Annotated in this window: 21 protein-coding genes, 1 other RNA gene and 1 pseudogene; 10 read left to right on the top strand and 13 right to left on the bottom strand. The window is 40.7% G+C overall.

The annotated features are described in order from the left end of the window. Positions 1 to 77: 77 nt before the first annotated feature. The 4 genes from OCT63_RS14040 to OCT63_RS14025 are packed head-to-tail and all read right to left on the bottom strand — an operon-like array spanning position 78 to position 2,820. The gene (locus OCT63_RS14040) at positions 78 to 488 is read right to left on the bottom strand and encodes a type IV pilus modification PilV family protein (protein ID WP_017056739.1); all 411 of its coding nucleotides are present in this window, start codon (positions 486 to 488) and stop codon (positions 78 to 80) included. Then, positions 478 to 1,743 (bottom strand): hypothetical protein, encoded by a 1,266-nt coding sequence (locus OCT63_RS14035; protein ID WP_161685772.1) that lies wholly within the window; start codon positions 1,741 to 1,743, stop codon positions 478 to 480. The genes OCT63_RS14040 and OCT63_RS14035 overlap by 11 nt, the downstream gene beginning before the upstream one ends. After that, positions 1,740 to 2,342 (bottom strand): PilW family protein, encoded by a 603-nt coding sequence (locus OCT63_RS14030; protein WP_269983909.1) that lies wholly within the window; start codon positions 2,340 to 2,342, stop codon positions 1,740 to 1,742. Before OCT63_RS14030 ends, OCT63_RS14035 begins: the two co-directional genes overlap by 4 nt. Continuing rightward, positions 2,320 to 2,820, bottom strand: a complete 501-nt coding sequence (locus OCT63_RS14025; protein WP_017056736.1) for a GspH/FimT family pseudopilin — start codon at positions 2,818 to 2,820, stop codon at positions 2,320 to 2,322. The genes OCT63_RS14030 and OCT63_RS14025 overlap by 23 nt, the downstream gene beginning before the upstream one ends. A 102-nt stretch (positions 2,821 to 2,922) precedes the next feature. Between OCT63_RS14025 and OCT63_RS14020 the strand changes: the two genes are divergently transcribed. Further along, the gene (locus OCT63_RS14020) at positions 2,923 to 3,354 is read left to right on the top strand and encodes a type IV pilin protein (RefSeq protein WP_269983928.1); all 432 of its coding nucleotides are present in this window, start codon (positions 2,923 to 2,925) and stop codon (positions 3,352 to 3,354) included. Between the two features lie 158 nt (positions 3,355 to 3,512). Here OCT63_RS14020 and dnaJ read toward each other — a convergent pair whose 3' ends face one another. The 4 genes from dnaJ to grpE form a co-directional block, all read right to left on the bottom strand. Next, positions 3,513 to 4,661, bottom strand: a complete 1,149-nt coding sequence (gene dnaJ, locus OCT63_RS14015) for a molecular chaperone DnaJ (protein WP_017056734.1) — start codon at positions 4,659 to 4,661, stop codon at positions 3,513 to 3,515. Between the two features lie 284 nt (positions 4,662 to 4,945). After that, positions 4,946 to 6,859 (bottom strand): molecular chaperone DnaK, encoded by a 1,914-nt coding sequence (gene dnaK / locus OCT63_RS14010; RefSeq protein ID WP_017056733.1) that lies wholly within the window; start codon positions 6,857 to 6,859, stop codon positions 4,946 to 4,948. Positions 6,860 to 7,324: 465 nt separating this feature from the next. Further along, positions 7,325 to 8,599 (bottom strand): dicarboxylate/amino acid:cation symporter, encoded by a 1,275-nt coding sequence (locus OCT63_RS14005; RefSeq protein WP_060468482.1) that lies wholly within the window; start codon positions 8,597 to 8,599, stop codon positions 7,325 to 7,327. A 388-nt stretch (positions 8,600 to 8,987) separates the two neighbouring features. Beyond that, positions 8,988 to 9,569, bottom strand: a complete 582-nt coding sequence (grpE, locus tag OCT63_RS14000; RefSeq protein WP_017056731.1) for a nucleotide exchange factor GrpE — start codon at positions 9,567 to 9,569, stop codon at positions 8,988 to 8,990. Positions 9,570 to 9,712: 143 nt separating this feature from the next. Here grpE and nadK point away from each other — a divergent pair, with 143 nt between their 5' ends. The 3 genes from nadK (at position 9,713) to bamE (ending at position 13,082) form a co-directional block, all read left to right on the top strand. Continuing rightward, on the top strand, positions 9,713 to 10,597 hold the full coding sequence (gene nadK, locus OCT63_RS13995) for an NAD(+) kinase (protein ID WP_017056730.1): 885 nt from the start codon (positions 9,713 to 9,715) through the stop codon (positions 10,595 to 10,597). A gap of 293 nt (positions 10,598 to 10,890) precedes the next feature. Then, complete coding sequence (recN, locus tag OCT63_RS13990) at positions 10,891 to 12,555, top strand: DNA repair protein RecN (RefSeq protein ID WP_161685766.1); 1,665 nt, start codon at positions 10,891 to 10,893, stop codon at positions 12,553 to 12,555. A 167-nt stretch (positions 12,556 to 12,722) separates the two neighbouring features. Continuing rightward, complete coding sequence (bamE, locus tag OCT63_RS13985; RefSeq protein WP_010438918.1) at positions 12,723 to 13,082, top strand: outer membrane protein assembly factor BamE; 360 nt, start codon at positions 12,723 to 12,725, stop codon at positions 13,080 to 13,082. 168 nt (positions 13,083 to 13,250) lie between these two features. On the opposite strand, the gene OCT63_RS13980 is transcribed toward bamE, so the two are convergent. Beyond that, positions 13,251 to 13,559, bottom strand: a complete 309-nt coding sequence (locus OCT63_RS13980; protein WP_060468484.1) for an RnfH family protein — start codon at positions 13,557 to 13,559, stop codon at positions 13,251 to 13,253. A 3-nt stretch (positions 13,560 to 13,562) separates the two neighbouring features. Then, on the bottom strand, positions 13,563 to 13,991 hold the full coding sequence (locus tag OCT63_RS13975) for an SRPBCC family protein (RefSeq protein WP_060468485.1): 429 nt from the start codon (positions 13,989 to 13,991) through the stop codon (positions 13,563 to 13,565). Between the two features lie 119 nt (positions 13,992 to 14,110). Between OCT63_RS13975 and smpB the strand changes: the two genes are divergently transcribed. From smpB to OCT63_RS13950, 5 genes are all read left to right on the top strand, one after another. Beyond that, the gene (gene smpB / locus OCT63_RS13970; protein ID WP_004735156.1) at positions 14,111 to 14,596 is read left to right on the top strand and encodes an SsrA-binding protein SmpB; all 486 of its coding nucleotides are present in this window, start codon (positions 14,111 to 14,113) and stop codon (positions 14,594 to 14,596) included. 66 nt (positions 14,597 to 14,662) lie between these two features. After that, positions 14,663 to 15,029: a transfer-messenger RNA gene (gene ssrA / locus OCT63_RS13965) on the top strand. Between the two features lie 186 nt (positions 15,030 to 15,215). Further along, positions 15,216 to 16,430, top strand: a complete 1,215-nt coding sequence (locus tag OCT63_RS13960) for an integrase domain-containing protein (RefSeq protein ID WP_108193214.1) — start codon at positions 15,216 to 15,218, stop codon at positions 16,428 to 16,430. A gap of 385 nt (positions 16,431 to 16,815) precedes the next feature. Continuing rightward, entirely contained in the window at positions 16,816 to 17,664 is an 849-nt protein-coding gene (locus OCT63_RS13955) for an EAL domain-containing protein (RefSeq protein WP_246851154.1), read from the top strand. Next, complete coding sequence (locus OCT63_RS13950; protein ID WP_060468487.1) at positions 17,657 to 18,394, top strand: helix-turn-helix transcriptional regulator; 738 nt, start codon at positions 17,657 to 17,659, stop codon at positions 18,392 to 18,394. Before OCT63_RS13955 ends, OCT63_RS13950 begins: the two co-directional genes overlap by 8 nt. Positions 18,395 to 18,531: 137 nt before the next feature. Here the strand turns inward: OCT63_RS13950 and OCT63_RS13945 are convergent, their stop codons facing one another. Continuing rightward, on the bottom strand, positions 18,532 to 19,386 hold the full coding sequence (locus tag OCT63_RS13945; RefSeq protein WP_261802836.1) for a hypothetical protein: 855 nt from the start codon (positions 19,384 to 19,386) through the stop codon (positions 18,532 to 18,534). 62 nt (positions 19,387 to 19,448) lie between these two features. After that, positions 19,449 to 19,613, bottom strand: a pseudogene (locus OCT63_RS13940) (helix-turn-helix transcriptional regulator); the annotation flags it as partial. 213 nt (positions 19,614 to 19,826) lie between these two features. On the opposite strand from OCT63_RS13940, the gene OCT63_RS13935 reads away from it, so the two are divergent. Next, positions 19,827 to 20,408 carry a hypothetical protein gene (locus OCT63_RS13935; protein ID WP_146162395.1) on the top strand — a complete coding sequence of 194 codons (582 nt, stop codon included), beginning with the start codon at positions 19,827 to 19,829 and terminating at the stop codon, positions 20,406 to 20,408. 118 nt (positions 20,409 to 20,526) lie between these two features. On the opposite strand, the gene OCT63_RS13930 is transcribed toward OCT63_RS13935, so the two are convergent. After that, positions 20,527 to 20,707, bottom strand: a 181-nt coding sequence (locus OCT63_RS13930; RefSeq protein WP_269983908.1) for a hypothetical protein, incomplete at its 5' end; no start/stop codon positions are given.

Genomic DNA, 20,707 nt, shown 5'->3' with positions numbered 1-20,707 from the left:
AAATAACACCCGAAAAATTACAACTATCAGTAAAAAGTTGGTGGAAACTGATATACAGACAATGTTTGTTTAAAAGGTCAGTCAAACTCACTGTATTTAGAAATCATTGTATCTAAAGTTATGGATTGATCTTCTCCAAACCTATCTTGCCACGAACTGGTCATCTGGATAGTTTTCAACGCTCCAGATAAACGACTCGTCACAGTCCAATCAAGTTGATACTTAACGTGGGTGTGATCCTCACCATCGACGATATCAGTAATAAAATCGGTAGGGGTAATACTTGACAAGGCTGCAGATGCTCCGCGAGTTCTAAACCCTTCCAATTTATTTTCAGCTAAGTGCAAAGCCTCAACACTTTGAATAGCAAAATCAGATTTTTGCTCTACATACGTTTGTAGTTTAATAAGTCCAAGAGCTCCTACTCCTATCAATAAAAAAGAAATGAGTACTTCGATTAAGTTGAAGCCTTTTTGCCTACAAATCATTCCATGAACCTTTTTGCCACTTAACCTTTAAGCTGTTATTTGGAACAGACCCAGAATCAAAGGTTAAACTTAATGAAACACCAAAAACGGTTAAGCCTCCCGGTGTATCAAAAACATAACCTCCTTTAGGCTTAAATGCACCACGAGAGAAGAATGTTAGTTTCTTTTTTTGGGCTACCGTTAACTCAGCTGTAGAAAGATTGTTATACGTGGAAACATCACTTGTCCAACGCGAGCTTAAATTCGCATCGCTTGGAATCGTAGAGGTGAATAACTGATATATAATACCAGGGAAGTCATTGGTCCCATTTACACTAAGAATCCCGTCTTCGACGACTAACACCTTCGATGATGCACCAATTGAAGTTGTATTCAGCAAGTTACCACTTTCAAGATCACAGTCACCTTCAACCCAAACATTATCGTTGATAGAGTAAGCATTCTTGATTCTATCTTGGCAGCTATCACTTCCCGAAGATCCTGAAGTTACAGTCCCTTGTACAATCTCATACTCTGCTTTTATTGAATCAATATTACTTCTTGCATCTCCAAAAAAACTTTCAAATGGGTCAAGACTAGGATCATAAACAAAGTCATTTTCAACTAATTTATCTGCACCTCTGTGAGTTATATCGCTCCCGACAACAGTTAGGTCGTAATCCGACTTACTATGCTTCACACAATTACTATCACCTGATATGCACATATAATCCGATGCCTCTGTGTCTGTTTGGTACGCACTGTCACAAATAACACCTGCAGGGTTCAAGGTTTTAAATGAACCATTCATGATAAACCCACTCGCATACCGAACAGATACACATTGATCATCCCCTTCAACATCGGGCACAAATTCATTCGCACCGATCAATTTAAGGTCAGATCGAGCCTGAATAGCTCCAGTTGAGCGAGAAGATATATCTATGTTTTTTTTCAATGAATTGTAACCACTCATTGATGTCAACGTATATATCGTTTCACCAACAGTCTGAGGGGAAATAGATATTGAAGATAAATCACATAAACTATAAGCCTGATTTACTGGATGAATAGAACGATCATATTTAATTTCTGTAATCGCACATTCTAAACCTCCTTCTGCCTTCCAATGCTGCTTACGAGCTTCCACTTCATTTTGAGCTCTCTTTATTTGGTAGAAAACCGAACGGTAGCTACCGAAAGTGAGCATTAAAGCAGAGACCAGTAACACGCTTGTCACCAATAGAACAACCGCGCCTTGTTGATTTTTATTCATCCCCAATTCCTATTTTTTACAACCACACTTGATGAATAACTTACTGAAGGCTCCCCAACCAACTCCGCAGAGATCGCAATGGTTGTAATACCTGAACTAACCCCTTGAGTGCCTATACTTGATTGTCTAACATCGAAGTTAATCACTCGGATTTGATTTGGTTCAAAAATAGAAGAACAACCACTCGTGGCTGCAGACACTGTTTTTACAGTGGTAGAAGGACTGTCACAGACTTTTACTACACCTGAATCAAATACAAACGCAACATTTCTCACCTCAGATTGATATGTATAAGCGTATGCGACCGTTTTTGAGTCCGGAGATATGTATACTATATTTGTGGCATCAGATAATTTTAGAGATATCCCAGCTCCTCCATCATAGCCAGCTCGCTGGAGATCTTCTTTAAAATACTGGAGAGCACCAGAAACTTGCTGTAGTAATAGCAACTCCTTACTTTTCTCTGATGCTATATTTTGTCCTGATATAAAGACTGAACCGACACTTCCAATAACAATAACGCCTAAGATAGAAGAGATCATAAATTCAATTAAAGTCGCACCACATTGTCGCCTTCTAACTACAGGCTTGATAACCATAAAAGTCTCCCCCAACACCACAAATCCTCATCCGCCCAGAAGCTCTATACGTGATTAATTTCAATGGCTTTGAATTAATATCAAATAAAAAGCTTCCATCTTTAGCCCTTCCATTGATTCCACTGAATTTTATTTGTTCTGAACTATAGTTAACGGTGACATCAACGTTACGGAACGCCCCGCCCTCCATCGTTAATATTGCAGTACCTGTATTAGGAACATTAAATTCAGTTAGCTCTACTTTCCAGTCACCAGTATCACTTGAGTTACCATTCATCAGAAAGTGCGCCCAAAGGTCTGTATTTCTCATCACAGCTTCAGATTTCGCTTGCATCATAAAACCGTTCAATTCACTTGCTAGCCTTTGCATCTTAATAGTCTGAGAGACAGAACTAAAACTTGGCGCAGCAACTGCCAGTAATATTGAGAGCACTGAAATGGTTATAAGTAGCTCTAAGAAGGTAAACCCGCGAGACATTTCCCAAATTCCTATGTAAACCGATACGTAACCGTATTTAATCTTGCACAGATGCTATCACCAGAGAAAAATGGGCAGAATAATAAAAGGGAACTACTCGTGATGATTCGAAAAAATAAATGCAACAACAACAACTTAAGTATTAAAGGAATGACATTGATCGAATTATTGTTGACTGTCATCATCATAGGGATACTAGGTGCAATAGCGTATCCAAGTTATACCAATCATGTGATAAAGGCGCATCGAGTCACAGCAATGGCTGATATGACAAAGATACAGTTGGAAATAGAGACCCTGTACACGGGAAACTACGCGTCGGCAGCGGCGGGTATTATTTCTGGAGGGACATGTTTATTTTGTGATACCGATACTAGCCGATACACGCTAGCGGTTTCAGCCAGCAGCACCACCTATTCGATTCAGGCTGAACCACATTCACCACAAACAAACGATAACTGCTTAGATTCGACGACCGATATTTTGGAATTGCACCACTCAGGTATCTCGGAGCCAGAAACATGTTGGAAGTAACGAATTAAACCATCAAATAATTCGAGAACGTACCTCGAAAAAATCAGCTATTTATTCTCTGATCTACAGATACAAAAAAGCCTGCTACATAAGCAGGCTTCCTAATTTTATCAACAACCCTATTAGTTGGCTTAACCAGTTACCAAGTAATTAATTGATTACTTAGTTAGGTCATCGAAGAAGTTTTTAACGCCACTGAAGAAACCTTCAGATTTTGGTTTGTGCTTGCTTGCCGCTTCGCCACCACATGTTTCTTCGAATTCACGCAGTAACTCTTTTTGGCGAGAGCTTAGCTTAACAGGGGTTTCAACTACTAGCTTAACAATTAGGTCACCCACACCGCCGCCACGAACGCCTTTCACGCCTTTACCACGCATACGGAACATACGGCCCGTTTGTGTTTCTTCTGGCACTTTAAGGTTAACACGGCCATCTAATGTAGGGACTTCAACATCTCCGCCTAGAGCAGCCATAGAGAAACTGACTGGAACTTCACAGTAAAGGTTGTTGCCGTCACGCTCAAAGATATTGTGCTCTTTTACGTGAACTTGTACGTACAGGTCGCCAGCTGGAGCGCCTTGCTCTCCCGCTTCGCCTTCGCCAGACAGACGAATACGATCGCCAGTATCAACGCCTGCAGGGATCTTAACGTTAAGTGTTTTTGTCTTCTGCTTACGGCCTTGACCGTGACATGAGTTACATGGATCTTTGATGATCTTGCCTTTACCATTACAAGTAGGACAAGTCTGTTGAACAGCAAAGAAACCTTGACGCATTTGTACTTGGCCATGGCCATGACAAGTGCCACATGTCTGTGCAGAAGAGCCCGCTTTAGCACCGCTACCGTCACAAGTATCACATTCAACCAGTGTTGGTACTTCGATTTCTTTAGAAATACCACGAACCGCCTCTTCTAGAGAAAGCTCCATGTTGTAACGTAAATCAGAACCACGTTGTGCACGTGCTTGACCGCCACCACGACGACCGCCGCCAAAGATATCACCAAATACATCACCGAAAATATCGCCGAAGTCACCTTGGCCACCGCCACCGAAACCACCGCCGCCGCCCATACCGCCTTGTTCAAAAGCAGCGTGGCCGTATTGGTCATAAGCTGCTTTCTTTTGAGGGTCGGTCAGGATCTCGTACGCTACTTTTACTTCTTTAAACTTATCTGGTGCGGCAGCGTCACCTTGGTTACGGTCCGGGTGGAATTTCATCGCTAAGCGTTTGTAAGCTTTTTTAATATCGCGCTCTGATGCATCGCGGCTTACGCCTAATACTTCGTAAAAATCACGTTTTGACATGTTCTAGGTCACCAAAATAATTGCTACTACCGAATGTTCACTTCAGTAGTCTGTGTATCAATCTAGATAAAAGTTCTGTCGGCTGAAGAACCGAATAAAGCTATTATCTAGATCGACAAGTCTAAACACAAATTTACGGGCGTGAGAGTTACCTCTGACGCCCGTATTAATAAGTCTTCGAGACAAATTTCTAAGCAGATAGCTTGAGTTCTAGGAGGAAGCGCGGAGCCTACGCTAGTAGGTGAGCACTTCCGACAACGAAACCAGGCTACTCTGCGACGAAATTATTTTTTGTCGTCTTTAACTTCTTCAAACTCCGCGTCAACAACGTCGTCGTCTTGCTTAGGTTGCTCACCCGCTTCAGCGCCAGCTTGTTGTGCTTGAGCTTGCTGTTGAGCAATTTCCATTAGCTTCTGAGCTGCTTGCATAAGTTCTTGAACTTTAGCGTCGATAGCTTCTTTGTCGTTACCAGACTTAACTTCTTCTAGTGCCGTGATAGCTGCTTCGATCTTCTCTTTCTCTTCTGCAGGTAGAGCTTCACCAGCTTCTTCTACTTGCTTACGAGTACCATGAATCATTTGGTCAGCTTGGTTACGTGCAGTTACTAGCTCTTCGAACTTTTTGTCCGCTTCTTTGTTAGCTTCTGCTTCTTGTACCATTGCTTCGATCTCTTCATCAGACAAACCACCTGATGCTTGGATAGTGATCTTCTGCTCTTTACCTGTTGCTTTATCTTTAGCAGATACGTTCAGGATACCATCAGCATCTAGGTCGAATGTTACTTCGATTTGTGGCATGCCACGAGGTGCTGGTTGGATACCTTCTAGGTTGAACTGTCCAAGAGACTTGTTGTAAGTCGCTTGCTTACGCTCACCTTGAAGAACGTGGATAGTTACTGCGTTTTGGTTGTCTTCAGCTGTAGAGAACACTTGATCCGCTTTAGTAGGGATAGTTGTGTTTTTCTCGATAAGCTTAGTCATCACGCCGCCCATCGTTTCGATACCGAAAGATAGAGGAGTAACGTCTAGTAGGAGAACGTCTTTAACATCACCAGCTAGTACACCACCTTGAACAGCAGCACCCATTGCAACAGCTTCGTCAGGGTTCACGTCTTTACGTGGCTCTTTACCGAAGAATTCAGTTACTTTAGCTTGAACCATAGGCATACGAGTTTGACCACCAACTAGGATAACGTCAGTGATTTCGCCTACAGATAGGTCAGCATCTGCTAGAGCTACTTTTAGTGGCTCAAGAGAACGTTGAACTAGGTCTTCAACTAGAGACTCAAGCTTCGCACGAGTCACTTTGATATTCATGTGCTTAGGACCAGTCGCGTCAGCCGTAACGTAAGGTAGGTTTACGTCAGTTTGAGTCGTAGAAGAAAGCTCGATTTTCGCTTTTTCTGCTGCTTCTTTAACTCGCTGCATTGCTAGTGGATCAGTTTTAAGGTTGATACCTTGTTCTTTTTTGAACTCATCAACTAGATAGTTGATCATGCGGTTATCGAAATCTTCACCACCAAGGTGAGTGTCACCGTTAGTTGAAAGAACTTCGAAAGTCTTCTCGCCTTCTACTTCATCGATTTCGATGATAGAGATATCGAATGTACCACCACCAAGGTCGTATACAGCAATAGTGCGATCACCACCTTTCTTGTCTAAGCCGTAAGCTAGAGCTGCTGCAGTTGGTTCGTTGATGATACGTTTAACATCTAGACCAGCGATACGGCCAGCATCTTTAGTTGCTTGACGCTGAGCATCGTTGAAATAAGCAGGAACAGTAACAACTGCGCCAGTTACTTCTTCGCCTAGGAAGTCTTCAGCTGTTTTCTTCATTTTCTTAAGAACTTCAGCAGATACTTGAGGAGCCGCCATTTTTTGGCCTTGCGCTTCAACCCATGCATCACCGTTGTCTGCCTTAATAATGCTGAAAGGCATGATTTCGATATCACGTTGAACTTCTTCATCTTCAAAACGACGACCGATTAGACGCTTGATAGCGAACAGTGTGTTTTGAGGGTTAGTAACAGCTTGACGTTTCGCAGGTTGACCAACTAGCGTTTCGCCTTCTGTGTATGCGATTACTGATGCTGTTGTGCGTTCGCCTTCAGCATTTTCAATTACGCGTGGTTTGTCGCCGTCAAGAACAGCAACACAAGAGTTAGTAGTACCTAAATCAATACCAATGATTTTACCCATCAGGCCATCTCCGAATATATATTATTTAGTTTTTGCTATACCCACATATGTGGGGGGTGATAATCAGGGATTCAACCCCAAGACACAAAATTAAAGTGCAAATGTAATTTGCTTTCGTATGCCCAATAGATAAGGGCTCACGACACCTTTTCAAGGGTAAAAAGATATTTTTTTAAATTTATTTTGCTAAAAAGGATGATTCGGCACGAATACCTATCATTACTGAGCTTATAACTCCTACAACTAGCTTTATCAGCCGCCGCTCCCCTCTTCTATAGAAGAGCTTGTTTCTGTAAGCAGATTAGTTAAAAAGCTTTTCATCAACTCAACCTGCCCCAGTTTCTATTCAACCAAAGCGATATAATATGATTAACCTCTCACCCAATAAAAACGGAGCCATTTTGGCTCCGTTTATCTATTCAGGCTTTCTATTCAAGTTTCATCGATATTACAAACAGCCTCTGATTATGCTTCTGCTTTCTTTAATTCGGCTTCTTCGTTAACTTCTGCGCCGATTTCACCTTCAGACTTAGCAACGATAGTGTTAACCGCAGTATCACCGACTACGTTAGAAGAAGTACAGAACATGTCATTAATACGGTCAACAGCAGCAATGATAGCAAGACCTTCTGGTGGTAAACCTAGTTGGTGCAATAGAACACCTACCATTACAACACCACCACCTGGAACACCACCAGCACCGATAGACAGTAGCAGGATAGTTAGACCAAGAGTAAAAATGTCAGCAGTGTTGATTGGTTGACCGAATGCGTTTGCGACGAACATTGTCGCTAGTGCGATGTAGATAGATACACCAGACATATTCATTGTTGCGCCGAGTGGAACACCGAAACCAGCTACTGATTTAGATACACCAAGCTTTTCAGTTAGGGTGCGCATTGTTACAGGAATCGTCGCATTCGAACTTGCCGTCGATAGTGAGAAAAGGATTTGCTCACGGATTGCACGTAGGAATTGCTTAGGTGTAATACCTGTCGCTAGTCCAACCATCATTGGGTAGAAGAAGAAAATCCAAAACACTAACATTGCAACTACTAGTGCAACATACCCGGCGACCGACATCAGGGTATTAGCATCAAGCGTTGCGCCCAGTTGAATCATCAGTGCAAATACACCAAATGGAGCCAGGCTCATGACGAGGCCGATAAGTTTCATCATGATTTCGTTAGCCATCTTGAACGTTTTGATCGCTGGACCGCCACGTGAATCAAGAGCTTGAATAGCAAGACCTGTCAAAATTGCCATGAAAATGATTTGTAGCATGTCGCCACTTGCAAACGCTTCTACAGGGTTACTAGGAACGATATTCACAACGAGAGAGAAGATATCTGGCGTTTCAGTTGTTGTTAATTGAACTGTCTCAGAGATCGTTCCAGCTAGATCTGCGCCAGCACCCGGTTGGAAAATAAGACCAACGGTTAGGGCAGCAGAGATCGCGATGATGGTATTGATAATGTAAAGAGCAAAAGTTTTACCACCTAGGCGACCGAAAGAACGAATATCTTTCAATTCAACAATGCCACACACGATAGAAACATATACCAGTGGAACAACCAATAGTTTGATCAAAGAGACAAACATACCACCAGCACCTTCTGCTAAACCAAGCAGATAAGTATCAAATATCGTAATACCGCTAAATAAGTACTGAATAGCAGTACCAATAAGTAGTCCTGCAAACAAGCCTACAAAAATCTTACTTGAGAGCGATTTATCCATCGTTCTTCTCCAGTCTGTTGTGTTTAAAATTTGCACTTTTATAGTTATATATGCGACTCAAATCGCTATATTGCAGTGGATTTTACATACAAAGATAACAATTAAAAGCACTTATTCACAAAAAATTTACAAATGTGACATCAAAACATTCCATCAATAACAATCAGTTTCATAACATAAAACTCTAAATGCCTGATCTGGATAAAATAAAGAGAACGACGTTATCAATACGTTTTTGATTACTATTTACGAGGACTCCAAGTTACAAGCATAAAAAAAGAGAGGCATATGCCTCTCTTTTCATTTCACATTAACCAGTGAATTATTTTGCAGTCGCTATTTACTCAGTAAAAGTGCCAGTCAATCACTTGACTACGTACTACTTTAATTATTTAGCAACCATAACCATCGCAGGGCGAACTACTCGGCCGTTCAGCTCGTAGCCTTTTTGCATCACGAGCATAACTGTGTTTGATTCGTGATCTGGGCTATCTTGAATAGACATCGCTTGGTGGAACTCAGGGTTGAACACTTCACCTTCAGGGTTAATCTCTCTGAGACCAAACTTAGCAACAGTATCAACAAATGTTTTGTGCGTAAGCTCAACACCTTCAAGGATTGGCTTAACCGCTTCATTCTCTGTATCGCCAGCTTGAATTGCGCGCTCTAGGTTATCGATAACAGGAAGTAGACCTTCAGCAAACTTGTTCAAAGCAAATTTACGTGCTTTATCAATTTCTTGCTCACTGCGGCGACGCATGTTTTCAACTTCAGCTTTTGCGCGAAGAACAGAATCTTGCTGTTCTTTCACTTTAGATTCGCTAGATAGCAACGCTGCTTCTAGTTGAGCAATTTTTGCTTCCTGCTCGTCAACTGCACCTTCATTAAGCTCAGCTTCTTCAACTTTCTCTGCTTCAGCAATGATCTGATCTAGCTCTTCTTCGGTTACTTTGTTTTCTTCGTTGCTCATGATATCTCCAGAATTCGTTTTCAATGCAAGTGACAGGCATGTTTGCGCCTCAAATTGATATAAAACACTCGCATAGACGTTCAACTTGCCTTTATTATGGGGATGAAGAATTTTGATTCAAGCCTAATTCGTTTGGAAACCGTATGAAAAAGCCATTTGAAGTCATCGCCATTATAGGTAAACCTCGAGATCAACAAGCAATTCAGACCCATAAAGAACTCTACCAATGGTTGAGTTCCGAGGGTTATCAAGTGTTTGTCGATGACAGACTCGCCAGTATTTTAGATGATATCCCAAAAAAACATTTTTCTAGCCTAATTGAATTAGGAAAGCGTGCCGATCTAGCGATTGTCGTCGGTGGTGATGGAAACATGCTCGGAGCAGCCAGGATCTTGTCACGTTTTGACATTTCGGTGATTGGTGTTAACCGAGGTAACCTTGGATTTCTAACCGATCTCAATCCTGAAAACTTCCAGAGTGCACTTACCGACGTACTCAAAGGAGAGTTCATGGAAGAAGAGCGCTTCTTACTTGAAACTGAAATTCACCGTCACGGCCAAATAAAAAGTCACAACGCCGCACTTAACGAAGCGGTACTTCACCCCGGTCAAGTTGCACATATGATCGAGTTTGAAGTGTATATCGACGACAGCTTTGCCTTCTCACAGCGTTCTGATGGTTTGATCGTGTCCACTCCGACAGGTTCTACCGCTTATTCACTTTCTGGCGGCGGTCCTATTTTGTCATCAAGCTTAAATGCCATTTCCTTGGTCCCAATGTTTCCACATACGCTTTCAAGCCGGCCACTCGTCGTCGATGGAAAACGTCGTATTAAGCTTATCGTATCGCCTGATAACCGCGGCACTCAAGAAGTGAGCTGCGATGGTCAAATCTCACTACCTGTGTCTCCTGGCGACGAGATCCACATTTACCAAAGCCCAAATGTGCTCAAGCTAATCCACCCGAAAGACTACAACTACTATCATGTCCTACGTAATAAACTAGGCTGGTCGAGTAAGTTGTTTTAACTAAACGACTCTAGCAATAACCGAAAATTTTAAAGGCTGACGACATCCGTCAGCCTTTTTTATTCCTCACAAAAAGCCCGCCAGCTCTAGCTTCTCGTCAATTTTCTTATATCGTCATTCCCCAAGAGGGAGGAACGACTGAGTTGGGAATCTATAGCGGTTTCAGTGATCTATAGACAAGTTCAATTCTGAGAGCTATCGCAAAAAATTTTCACCAGCCGACTTTACTGTATAAAGAAACAGTATATACTGACCTTATATACAGTATTGTTCAGTTATACAGGTAAATAAAAATGCTGGCTCATTTAAGTGTTAATAATTTCGCTATTGTTAAGTCTTTACAGCTAGAACTCTCTAAAGGCATGACAACAATCACCGGAGAAACTGGTGCGGGTAAATCTATCGCTATCGATGCTTTAGGCTTATGTCTTGGGGGAAGATCTGATGCAGGAATGGTAAGACAAGGAGAAGATAAAACCGAAGTCAGTGCTGCTTTTTTACTTGAGAACAACCTGCACGCTACCCGCTGGTTAGAAGACAATGAACTGCTTGATGGCGGTGAATGTATCCTACGCAGAACCATCTCCAAAGAAGGTCGCTCCCGTGCATTTATCAACGGTAGCCCGGTCCCTCTTTCGCAATTGAAATCGCTCGGGCAGCTGTTGATTAACATTCATGGTCAACATGCTCATCACCAGTTAATGAAGAGCGACTACCAAATGGCCATGCTTGATCAATACGCAGGCCACTTGAACCTATTGAAGTCGACACGTAACGCTTACCAAGCATGGCGACAAGCAGATAACCATCTAAAAGAGTTGCGTGAAAACAGCCAACAAAACCAAGCTCAAAAACAGCTTCTTGAATATCAAATCAAAGAGCTAAACGAATTATCTATTGGAGAGGAAGAATATGAAGAGCTCGAACAAGAGCATAAGCGCCTCTCCAATAGCGGAGAATTGGCCTCAACCTGCCAACAAGCTATCGAACTTATTTATGAAGGTGAAGAAGTTAATGCGCTTGGTATTCTGCAATCGGCCAATCACTCCCTAATTCAACTTGCCGATTTAGATGAAAGACTAGCTGAGCTACCAAATCTACTCTCTGAAGCCATCATTCAGATTGAAGAAACCAATAGCGAGTTAAGAAGTTACCTAGACAGCATTGATGTCGACCCTGCTCGCATGGCTTACGTAGAAGAACGCTTCTCAAAAGTGATGTCGATGTCGCGTAAGCACCATGTGTTGCCAGAAGAACTTTATAAACACCACCAAGACTTGCTACAACAAGTCGAAGCGCTGGATTGCTCTGATGAAAAGCTGGATGAATTAGCTAACGAAGTTGAGAGCCAATACCAGTCGTTCGTGGCGAAATCCGATAAGCTTCATAAGTCACGTACTCGTTACGCGAAAGAGCTGAACAAACTGATCACGCAAAGCATGCACGAACTGAGCATGGAAAAAGCGCAGTTTGCTATTGAAGTGAACAACACCAATACACACCCATCGCCACTGGGTATGGATAACGTGACCTTCATTGTGTCGACGAACCCAGGTCAACCGATGCAGCCCATTGCTAAAGTAGCGTCTGGTGGTGAACTATCACGAATCTCACTCGCGATTCAGGTAATCACGGCACAGAAAGTCGACACACCAAGTCTGATTTTCGATGAAGTCGATGTGGGTATCAGTGGACCAACCGCTGCGGTTGTCGGAAAAATGTTGCGTACACTAGGTGAATCGACTCAAGTGATGTGTGTGACTCACTTACCTCAAGTAGCAGGTTGTGGTCACCAACAATTGTTCGTTGCGAAGAACACCAAATCGGGCAAAACAGAAACTCAAATGCACACATTGGATGAACAACAACGTATTTCAGAGCTTGCTCGTTTGCTCGGCGGCAGTCAGATCACCGAGTCGACATTAGCCAATGCAAAAGAATTATTAACCGCAGCCTAGGTTAACTATTCAGCAATTTTCTGATAATTTACCGAAAATCATTGGTAATTTTGCAACTAAATTCAAAATTGCTAGTCATAACAAGTTCAAAGCGCAAGGAGCTTTTTACTTCTTGCTGGAGCTTGTTTATTATCAGGCAGTATTTTAGCGAAGAAAGATCTCAAACTATGCGAATTAAAAAGTGGTTAGTTGCAGTTCCACTTGCACTAACAATGTTGACCGGTTGCTCTCTACTAGAGAAGTTGGTTTATCGAATTGACATCAATCAGGGTAACTATGTTGAACAGGAAGCTGTCGACCAGCTGAAGTTTGGCATGACAAAAACACAAGTTCGTTACGTTATGGGCTCACCAATGCTTATCGAAAACGGCTACCCAGATACGTGGTACTACATTTACCATCACACAAAAGGCCATGAAGACTCGATTCAGAAAAACCTCGTTGTTAACTTTGATGCGACTGGCACCTTAGTAACGATAAATGGTGATTTTGAAGCCAGTGATGAGTTCTTCGAAAGCCTTCGCTAGCTTTCAATCAACAAAGCTCTCAGTCGACAAAGCAAGAATCGCAAAAGCCTGCTCACATGAGCAGGTTTTTTAATATCTACTAACAAGTCAACCTTAATCACCTAACCAGTAGACACAAAAAAGCTCGCCGATGCGAGCTCTCTTCTCATTCAGATTCGTTGAGCATTTTTATTTTTTTGCTGCTGCTTTTGCTTGTTCAGCACGCTTACGGCGAATCTCTTTCGGATCGGCCAATAATGCTCGATAAATTTCAATACGATCCTTATCACGAACCGTTGCATCTAACTTAACGTTACGGCTGAATACACCAACCTTGTTTTTCGCCAAATCGATCTCTGGATACAACTCCAAAACACCGGACTGTGCAATAATGTCTTCAACGGTTGCGTTTTTATTCACAACCAAAGTAAATACACGTTGCTCATGCGGAAGTGCAAACACAACTTCTACGTGGATCATATCAGATTCAATAGTCATGGTTTAGTACACCTGTTTCGCTCGTTGAGTAAAAGCGCTGACCATATTGCTCGTCAGTTCATTAAAAACTTTACCGAATGCCATTTCAATCATTCGACTAGAAAACTCAAACTCTAACTTAAGCTCAACTTTACAAGCTTGGTCGTCTAGAGGAGTGAAATACCAGCCACCTTCCAACTTCTTAAACGGGCCGTCCACCAGTTCCATTAAGATCTCGGCGCCATTCGCCATTCGGTTTGACGTTGTAAATGTTTTGCTGATACCGGCTTTAGATACATCAACCGAAGCCACCATCACTGAATCTGAAGATTCGATCACACGAGAGCCAGAACACCCTGGCAAAAACTCAGGATAACGAGCAACATCATTGACCAAGCTGAACATCTGGTCGGCACTAAAAGACACTAATGCTGAACGAGTAACCTTTGGCATATAGACTCCTGTTAAAGACAGCGTTACATTAACACAAACTGCAATTTTAATTGTATTGGGCCAGAGCGCAAATAAAAAGGATTCCCCATCTAGGGCTCAATCCGTATAATGAGGCCATTATGGCAAAGAATAAATCAAAATCAAAAGCTGGTAGCAATACCATTGCGCTTAACAAGAAAGCTCGCCACGAATATTTCATCGATGATGAGATAGAAGCGGGGCTTGAGCTACAAGGCTGGGAAGTAAAGTCCCTACGTGAAGGCAAAACCAATATCGCAGAAAGCTACGTTTACATCCGAGATGGCGAAGCATTCATCAGTGGTATGACGATTACTCCGCTCACTCAAGCGAGTACTCATATTGTGGCGAACCCAACACGTATTCGTAAACTCCTTATGTCGAGAAAAGAGCTCGATAACCTTATCGGTCGTATTAACCGTGAAGGCATGACACTTGTTGCAACCGCACTTTACTGGTCTCGCTCTTGGGCGAAGATTAAAGTTGGCGTAGCGAAAGGTAAGAAGCTGCATGATAAACGTACTGATATGAAAGAAAAAGATTGGGCGAGAGACAAAGCACGAATTATGAAGAGTAATTTGCGTTAATTTTAAGCACTTAAACGCACAGCGCTAGACAGGTTAAGCTTTTCTGGTACTATACAAATAACACTTGGGGCTGATTTAGGATTCGACAGGAATTTTGAAGTCTGAGGTGCATGCCGTGGGGCGGTTGGCCACGTTAAAAGCCGCAAAAAAATAGTCGCAAACGACGAAAACTACGCACTAGCAGCTTAATAACCTGCTCAGAGCTCTCTTACCCTAGCTTCCGCTCGTAAGACGGGGAATAATAAGAGATCAAACCCAAACTAGCTAGCGTGGCTTCTCCCACCTGAGAGGAAAAGCGCGAATTATAATTCAGGTTAGCCTTTAACTAGCGTGTCGGTTCGCAGGTTGCTGGTGAAATTAAAGATCGACTAAGCATGTAGTACCAATGATGAATGATTTTTGGACGCGGGTTCAACTCCCGCCAGCTCCACCAAACGTTTGGAAAAGGCCACCTTCGGGTGGCCTTTTTTGTACCTAAAACATCAAAAATTCAATCACTTAACTCACTTTTCTGTCTCATCGCGTCTCATCGCGTCTCATATCTGCTCACGTTTTTAGTACCCGTCCAGTTACCCTATACTCTCATCCAAGATATTTCGGGTACTAAATAGGTTTAAAAATGGCAAGACCAGCAGTTCAACTGACAGAAAAAAAAGTCAAAAGCACAAAACCAACTGGCAAAGAAAAATTGCTCAGTGATGGACGAGGCTTACAGCTTAGAATAATGCCAAATGGAACTAAATCTTGGCGTTTTGTATACAAGAGTCCAGCGACAGGGAAACGCAGCAATATAACCTTAGGCAAGTACCCAGATCTATCGATAGCTAATGCACGGAAAATAACAGAAGGCCACCGTGAGCTAATAGCACTAGACATTGATCCAAAACACCACAAAAAAGAAGCAAAGGAAAAAGCCGACGCTATATATAAGCACACGCTATTCAATGTTTCACAGCAGTGGATGGAACAAAAGAAATCAACAGTTACCGAAGATTATGCGAAAGATATCTGGCGTTCACTTGAGCTACATGTTTTTCCTTCTTTGGGCCCACAACCTATCTCTATGGTTACAGCTCAGACTGTAATTCAAACTCTAAAGGTTGTCGAAGCCAAAGGCTCTTTAGAAACACTCAAACGATTATCTCAACGGCTAAATGAAGTCATGCTTTACGCTATGCACAGTGGCTTAATTAACGCCAATCCAATAAGCAATGTTTTTGCTACTTTTAAAAAGCCTCAACAAGAGCATTTGAAAGCACTAGAGCCACACGAATTACCCGAATTAATGGCAACTTTAACTGAAGCAAGTATCAAGCGTTCTACACGATGCCTGATCAAGTTTCAACTACATACAATGACCAGACCAAACGAAGCTGCTGGAGCCAAGTGGTCAGAATTCGATTTAGAAAATCGAGTTTGGACAATACCTGCAGAAAGGATGAAAAAACGCAAAGAACACCGAATACCTCTAACGGACGAAGTCATCGTTCTATTAAATGCGATGAGCTCGATGAGAGTAAATAGCGAATATGTTTTTCCGTCGGCAACAGATCCAAAAAAACCAATGCATAGTCAAACAGCTAATATGGCTCTAAAACGCATGGGGTTTGGAGGTCGGTTAGTTTCCCATGGTTTACGCTCTATAGCTAGCTCAACGCTGAATGAAGCTGGACACGACTACATTTTAATTGAATCAGCACTCGCTCACCTTATTGGTACCAAAACACATCGTGCATACAGCCGAACAGATTACCTAGAACGTAGAAGAGATCTTATGACTTGGTGGAGTAAGCATATTGTTGATGCTACTCGAACAGGTATTCCGCTGAGCTAGCGCAGTTTGAAATACTACAATCATCGTAACTTTAGTTACTTCTAAACAGCGAAGAGACGCTAAGTCATCGAACTTACCAAGGAGTAAGAGAGCAGAGTTAGACTCCGTTAATTGATTAAACGATCACGAACAAGAGCAATCAATCTTTCTTTCTTTGCTAACCAACCCAAGTAGAAACTGATACTCGCAAATTGGCTAAAAAACGTGATCCATATAACAAACCGGGGTAATCACCAAGAAAAACAAAAATAATTAATGAAATTTTTGAACCGAAATCACACACTGTTCGTAACCGTCTAGTCCCTAAAAAGACAGTGAATAAAGAACATACTGTTTTGTTATTTCAGTTATTCCTTGTGCGTCAGGATTATGACGCTTGTTAATAATGAAAATATCAACTCAATCTTTTGTAAGATCAACACGCTTAGTAGACGGAAAAGTGATGCATATAGATGATACAAAAAACAACATCAATTCATTGAAGAATAATATGTACGAATATAATTACACGGAAAGTGGAATCACAGTAAGAAGCGATGCATCATTTGTTAAGCTTGAGTTTTTGTTTCAACCAATAATCGATTTGAAGCAGAGACAAGTAAGGCATCTTGAAATCCTATCTAAAGTTTTGAGCGATTCCGGTGAAATTTTCTACAACGAAACGTTTTTCTCTGAAATTGATCAAGAGTTCATAAAAATGGTCGCGCTAGCTCAAATTAAGTTCTGTAGTGATCTCAAAGTCCATATTCCTATAACTCTTAATATCACTTTGTCATGTTTAAAGGATAGTTTTTTTTTGCAAAGTCTCTTAAATGAATGTGATGTTAACTTTGATCTTGAAATTACAGATATCGACTGTGATGTAAATTGCGGCCGCTTGCAAAGTAGTATCAGATTATTAAAACGCTCTGGTGTAGGATTGTTATTAGATGATTATTATCATAAAAACAATGCTGCAAACTCATCATTAGGATTTATTGATTGGGATTATATTAAAGTAGACAAGTCTTTCCTTCATCATAACTTTGATGATATTAATACAATAAACTATCTATTGAGGGTAATATCTCCTTACGCCAAGAACGGTATTATTTTAGAAGGTGTCGAAACCTCTTATCAGCACGATATCGTGAAGAACCTTGATGTTCTGGTTCAAGGATATTTATATTCTCCGCCAGTAAGCTGGACACAGCTAAAAAGAGAAATGAACATAACGAATAAAGAACATGTTTAAGATAAGAAAGATAAAAATAAATTCAAAAATAAAAGATACAGGAAGCTTTGTATCTAAGTCAAAACACATAATTAAATTCACTGGTTTTTTCGGGGCTATCTCATACCCAGGATGCGTCATAGTGATAGAAGGGGAAGCTTTGATTCAGTTACCCTCAAATACATTAATAAATTTTTCGTTGAAAAAAGAGTTATCCGATGAGTTATATTTAGTGATGTGTGATATGGATTATGATAGCTATACGTTTAAAAAAATGAAACCTTATATCGATTCGTTAATTAATCTTCAAAATGGCATTTTCGAACATACTGATTTTTTACGCGAATTAATAAATAGAGATGCTTTTAGAACTCTAAAAAGATTTGATCTTAAAAAAAATGACTCTATATCTGAACGTGTTCATCGTCTAATATCTAAACAAATCCAACATCGTTGGACAGCAGAAGAAATATCCAAAAATCTTAATATGTCAAAAGCTACACTTATGAGGAGGATATCTCAAGAAAAAACCACGTTATCAGACTTGATACTTTCAGAAAGAATGAACAAAGCTGCTTATTTACTATTGAAGAAAAAACATCCTATAAAAAAGGTAGCTCACTTAACTGGTTTTTCTAGCGCATCTTACTTTTGCAAAAAATTTAAGGAAACATATGGGAACTCCCCCAAGCAATTTGTTAACTTAATGGACTATAAACAAAAAGAAACGCCGCGCGAACGCGCCTATTAAATGAATGAATTTAAAATTAACACCTTGTCACTAGAACATAATTAATAGGCGACTAGTGTTGTATCGGATGTTTCTTGAAAGTGCAAATATAAGCCATTGAGATAGATCATATTGGTGTAATCTACACAAATCGTAGATTACACTTTGGACTGCTTTAACCACGGTCTTGCATGCCATTGAAAAAATAGAGTCCTTCTATCTTGTTCATCTAACCAGCAAAGAGACTCACAGAACATCAACTTATTAAGTCGATATTTTTTAGTCAGATTCTTACCCCAAAACGATTGATAATCACGAACTTCAAAGCAAGCCAGCTTGTGTATGTAACTCAACTGCTTGAGAGGTTCTCTAAAGTCCTGCTTCATGAATGGTCTAGCTTGTCTGTTTTGCTTGATATGCTTAGGGTGTAGCTTCGTAAGCTTCTCTCTTAGCCGTTCAATCGCCTCTTCGTTACCCGATTTACGCATAAGAACATGATAATGAGGTAACCATTTTTGTGGTGAATCATGAAAATCTAGCTCGAAAGAACCCAATACCGGACCATCGATACCACATCTAGACAATAACTTTCTCAATCTGTCTTTATCTTTAGGGATATCATAGTCAACGAAGTCATACGCATCCACTCCGCGCGAGTATTGGATTATAGTGTAGACACCGTATTCAACATTCTCTGTTTGCTCTTGATCAAGCAAAATTGAAGCAATGATGTTATTAACACGTTCTATTTTAAACTGCCGATTACACTTCTTACACGCCACACTCTTACACTCGTATAGACCTTCATTGCAGTCTTTTAGCTTGTCTGCTAGCGCATGCAGTCGACCACAACTATATCTTCGACCAAGACTCCCATGGACATGATCAGCCATTTTTCTCAACAGCTCGATGCGATACTCATTCTCCAAATAAGTTTCATACTCGCTCATTAACCAATCGCACTCTTCTAATCTGATGCCAGATAAGAATATGTCTAGTTTCATCTTTTCCATACCTCTTCGAGTAGCTTTTGCCCTTTATCTAATTGTGGAAATAGAAAAATACTTTGACGCTCTTCAACCCAAGCATCCACTTCAGATTCTTTCCATGCGACTCGGTTTTTCGAAAGTCGATATGAACTTGGAAACTCTCCTGATTTCATCAGACGATAGATTTGCGCTCTACTGTAGGAGCTTCTTTCCAATACTTCTCCGATTTTTAAGTATCTATCACTAAGCATTTTTAATCCCAAAATTACAGGTCTAACCCAATACGTAGAACATATCCTAACATGCGTTTTTTTAGCTAAGTGAGGCTCACAAATTTTTGTGAGCCTCACTTAAAGTTTGTGTTATTAAGTAATTTCAAAACAATAGGTTAGCAACAACACTTTGTGAGACTCACAATAAATAGTGTATATTTATATATCATTTTTAAGTAGAGACTATGCTTTATGGTATGTAAATCTGATGCAGCCTCAAGACAAGAATACGTCACGATCCGACGCAAAGAATCAGGCTTGGTTACGAAGAAATTTCATCTTCATCAAGATTCCGTGGATAAACTGTATGAGTTAGGATTACTCATTGGATACAATGAGCTCGAATTAAAAAAAAATGAAAATCTCTCCGCTATTCTCGAAGTTTGTATAGATACCTTCACAGATCATTTTCCCAAAAATAGAAAGCCGAGTAGAAATTCTATTCGCCTTCAACAACTGCATAAAACCATCAAGTTTAAGGAAGATGAAGGATATACAGACGCATCGATAGCTGAATTCCTCAAATATTGGGACTATCAAACTCCAATACTGTTTAAAAACATGACTACCCAAGATGGTATGAAGATGAAAAAATTCAAACTCATCTCATGGTCAGATAAAGCGGTTGCTAGTATCAAAAGTCCTGAATACTTGAAAGAACAAACAGAGCACCTCAACAAACGGCCAAAGAGAACTCTAAGAAAACAAAGGACTGTAGAACCACAAAAAAGAAAGAAAAGAGATTTCGAAGATATGTTTCGTTATGAGATTTAAAGTTATTGCAAATAGTCAAACTAAGCTTATTGCACGAAAGACGAAAAACAGCAGAGTAAGCAGTAAGAGATTTCTCATTAGATAAGGTTAAGTGGCTTAGTTAGTAGCTGAAGTCGATCTAAATCACACTCTTATAATTTTCCCTTACTTTTCTTTTTAGTACCCAATGAGTTACCCAAAAAGAAAATGATTTGTAATTTTTTCTATAATAATCAGTCAGATAATCTTTATTTTCAGATGACGCCAGCTCCACCAAACGTTTGGAAAGGGCCAACTCGAAAGAGTTGGCCCTTTTTTTG

This window comes from Vibrio sp. RW (assembly GCF_027587105.1).
Taxonomy (GTDB): domain Bacteria; phylum Pseudomonadota; class Gammaproteobacteria; order Enterobacterales; family Vibrionaceae; genus Vibrio; species Vibrio toranzoniae.
This window is presented reverse-complemented; position numbering and strand designations above follow the sequence as displayed.

What these genes read in the sequence shown, in the direction of transcription:
- nadK (WP_017056730.1), top strand. Translation starts at nt 9,713, where the DNA reads ATGAAAAAGCCATTTGAAGTCATCGCCATTATAGGTAAACCTCGAGAT.
- OCT63_RS14035 (WP_161685772.1), bottom strand. Translation starts at nt 1,743, where the DNA reads ATGAATAAAAATCAACAAGGCGCGGTTGTTCTATTGGTGACAAGCGTG.
- OCT63_RS14005 (WP_060468482.1), bottom strand. Translation starts at nt 8,599, where the DNA reads ATGGATAAATCGCTCTCAAGTAAGATTTTTGTAGGCTTGTTTGCAGGA.
- OCT63_RS13935 (WP_146162395.1), top strand. Translation starts at nt 19,827, where the DNA reads ATGGTATGTAAATCTGATGCAGCCTCAAGACAAGAATACGTCACGATC.
- OCT63_RS13950 (WP_060468487.1), top strand. Translation starts at nt 17,657, where the DNA reads ATGTTTAAGATAAGAAAGATAAAAATAAATTCAAAAATAAAAGATACA.
- OCT63_RS13975 (WP_060468485.1), bottom strand. Translation starts at nt 13,991, where the DNA reads ATGCCAAAGGTTACTCGTTCAGCATTAGTGTCTTTTAGTGCCGACCAG.
- bamE (WP_010438918.1), top strand. Translation starts at nt 12,723, where the DNA reads ATGCGAATTAAAAAGTGGTTAGTTGCAGTTCCACTTGCACTAACAATG.
- OCT63_RS13945 (WP_261802836.1), bottom strand. Translation starts at nt 19,386, where the DNA reads ATGGAAAAGATGAAACTAGACATATTCTTATCTGGCATCAGATTAGAA.
- OCT63_RS14020 (WP_269983928.1), top strand. Translation starts at nt 2,923, where the DNA reads ATGATTCGAAAAAATAAATGCAACAACAACAACTTAAGTATTAAAGGA.
- recN (WP_161685766.1), top strand. Translation starts at nt 10,891, where the DNA reads ATGCTGGCTCATTTAAGTGTTAATAATTTCGCTATTGTTAAGTCTTTA.
- smpB (WP_004735156.1), top strand. Translation starts at nt 14,111, where the DNA reads ATGGCAAAGAATAAATCAAAATCAAAAGCTGGTAGCAATACCATTGCG.
- OCT63_RS14025 (WP_017056736.1), bottom strand. Translation starts at nt 2,820, where the DNA reads ATGTCTCGCGGGTTTACCTTCTTAGAGCTACTTATAACCATTTCAGTG.
- OCT63_RS14040 (WP_017056739.1), bottom strand. Translation starts at nt 488, where the DNA reads ATGATTTGTAGGCAAAAAGGCTTCAACTTAATCGAAGTACTCATTTCT.
- dnaJ (WP_017056734.1), bottom strand. Translation starts at nt 4,661, where the DNA reads ATGTCAAAACGTGATTTTTACGAAGTATTAGGCGTAAGCCGCGATGCA.
- grpE (WP_017056731.1), bottom strand. Translation starts at nt 9,569, where the DNA reads ATGAGCAACGAAGAAAACAAAGTAACCGAAGAAGAGCTAGATCAGATC.
- OCT63_RS13980 (WP_060468484.1), bottom strand. Translation starts at nt 13,559, where the DNA reads ATGACTATTGAATCTGATATGATCCACGTAGAAGTTGTGTTTGCACTT.
- dnaK (WP_017056733.1), bottom strand. Translation starts at nt 6,859, where the DNA reads ATGGGTAAAATCATTGGTATTGATTTAGGTACTACTAACTCTTGTGTT.
- OCT63_RS13960 (WP_108193214.1), top strand. Translation starts at nt 15,216, where the DNA reads ATGGCAAGACCAGCAGTTCAACTGACAGAAAAAAAAGTCAAAAGCACA.
- OCT63_RS14030 (WP_269983909.1), bottom strand. Translation starts at nt 2,342, where the DNA reads ATGGTTATCAAGCCTGTAGTTAGAAGGCGACAATGTGGTGCGACTTTA.
- OCT63_RS13955 (WP_246851154.1), top strand. Translation starts at nt 16,816, where the DNA reads ATGAAAATATCAACTCAATCTTTTGTAAGATCAACACGCTTAGTAGAC.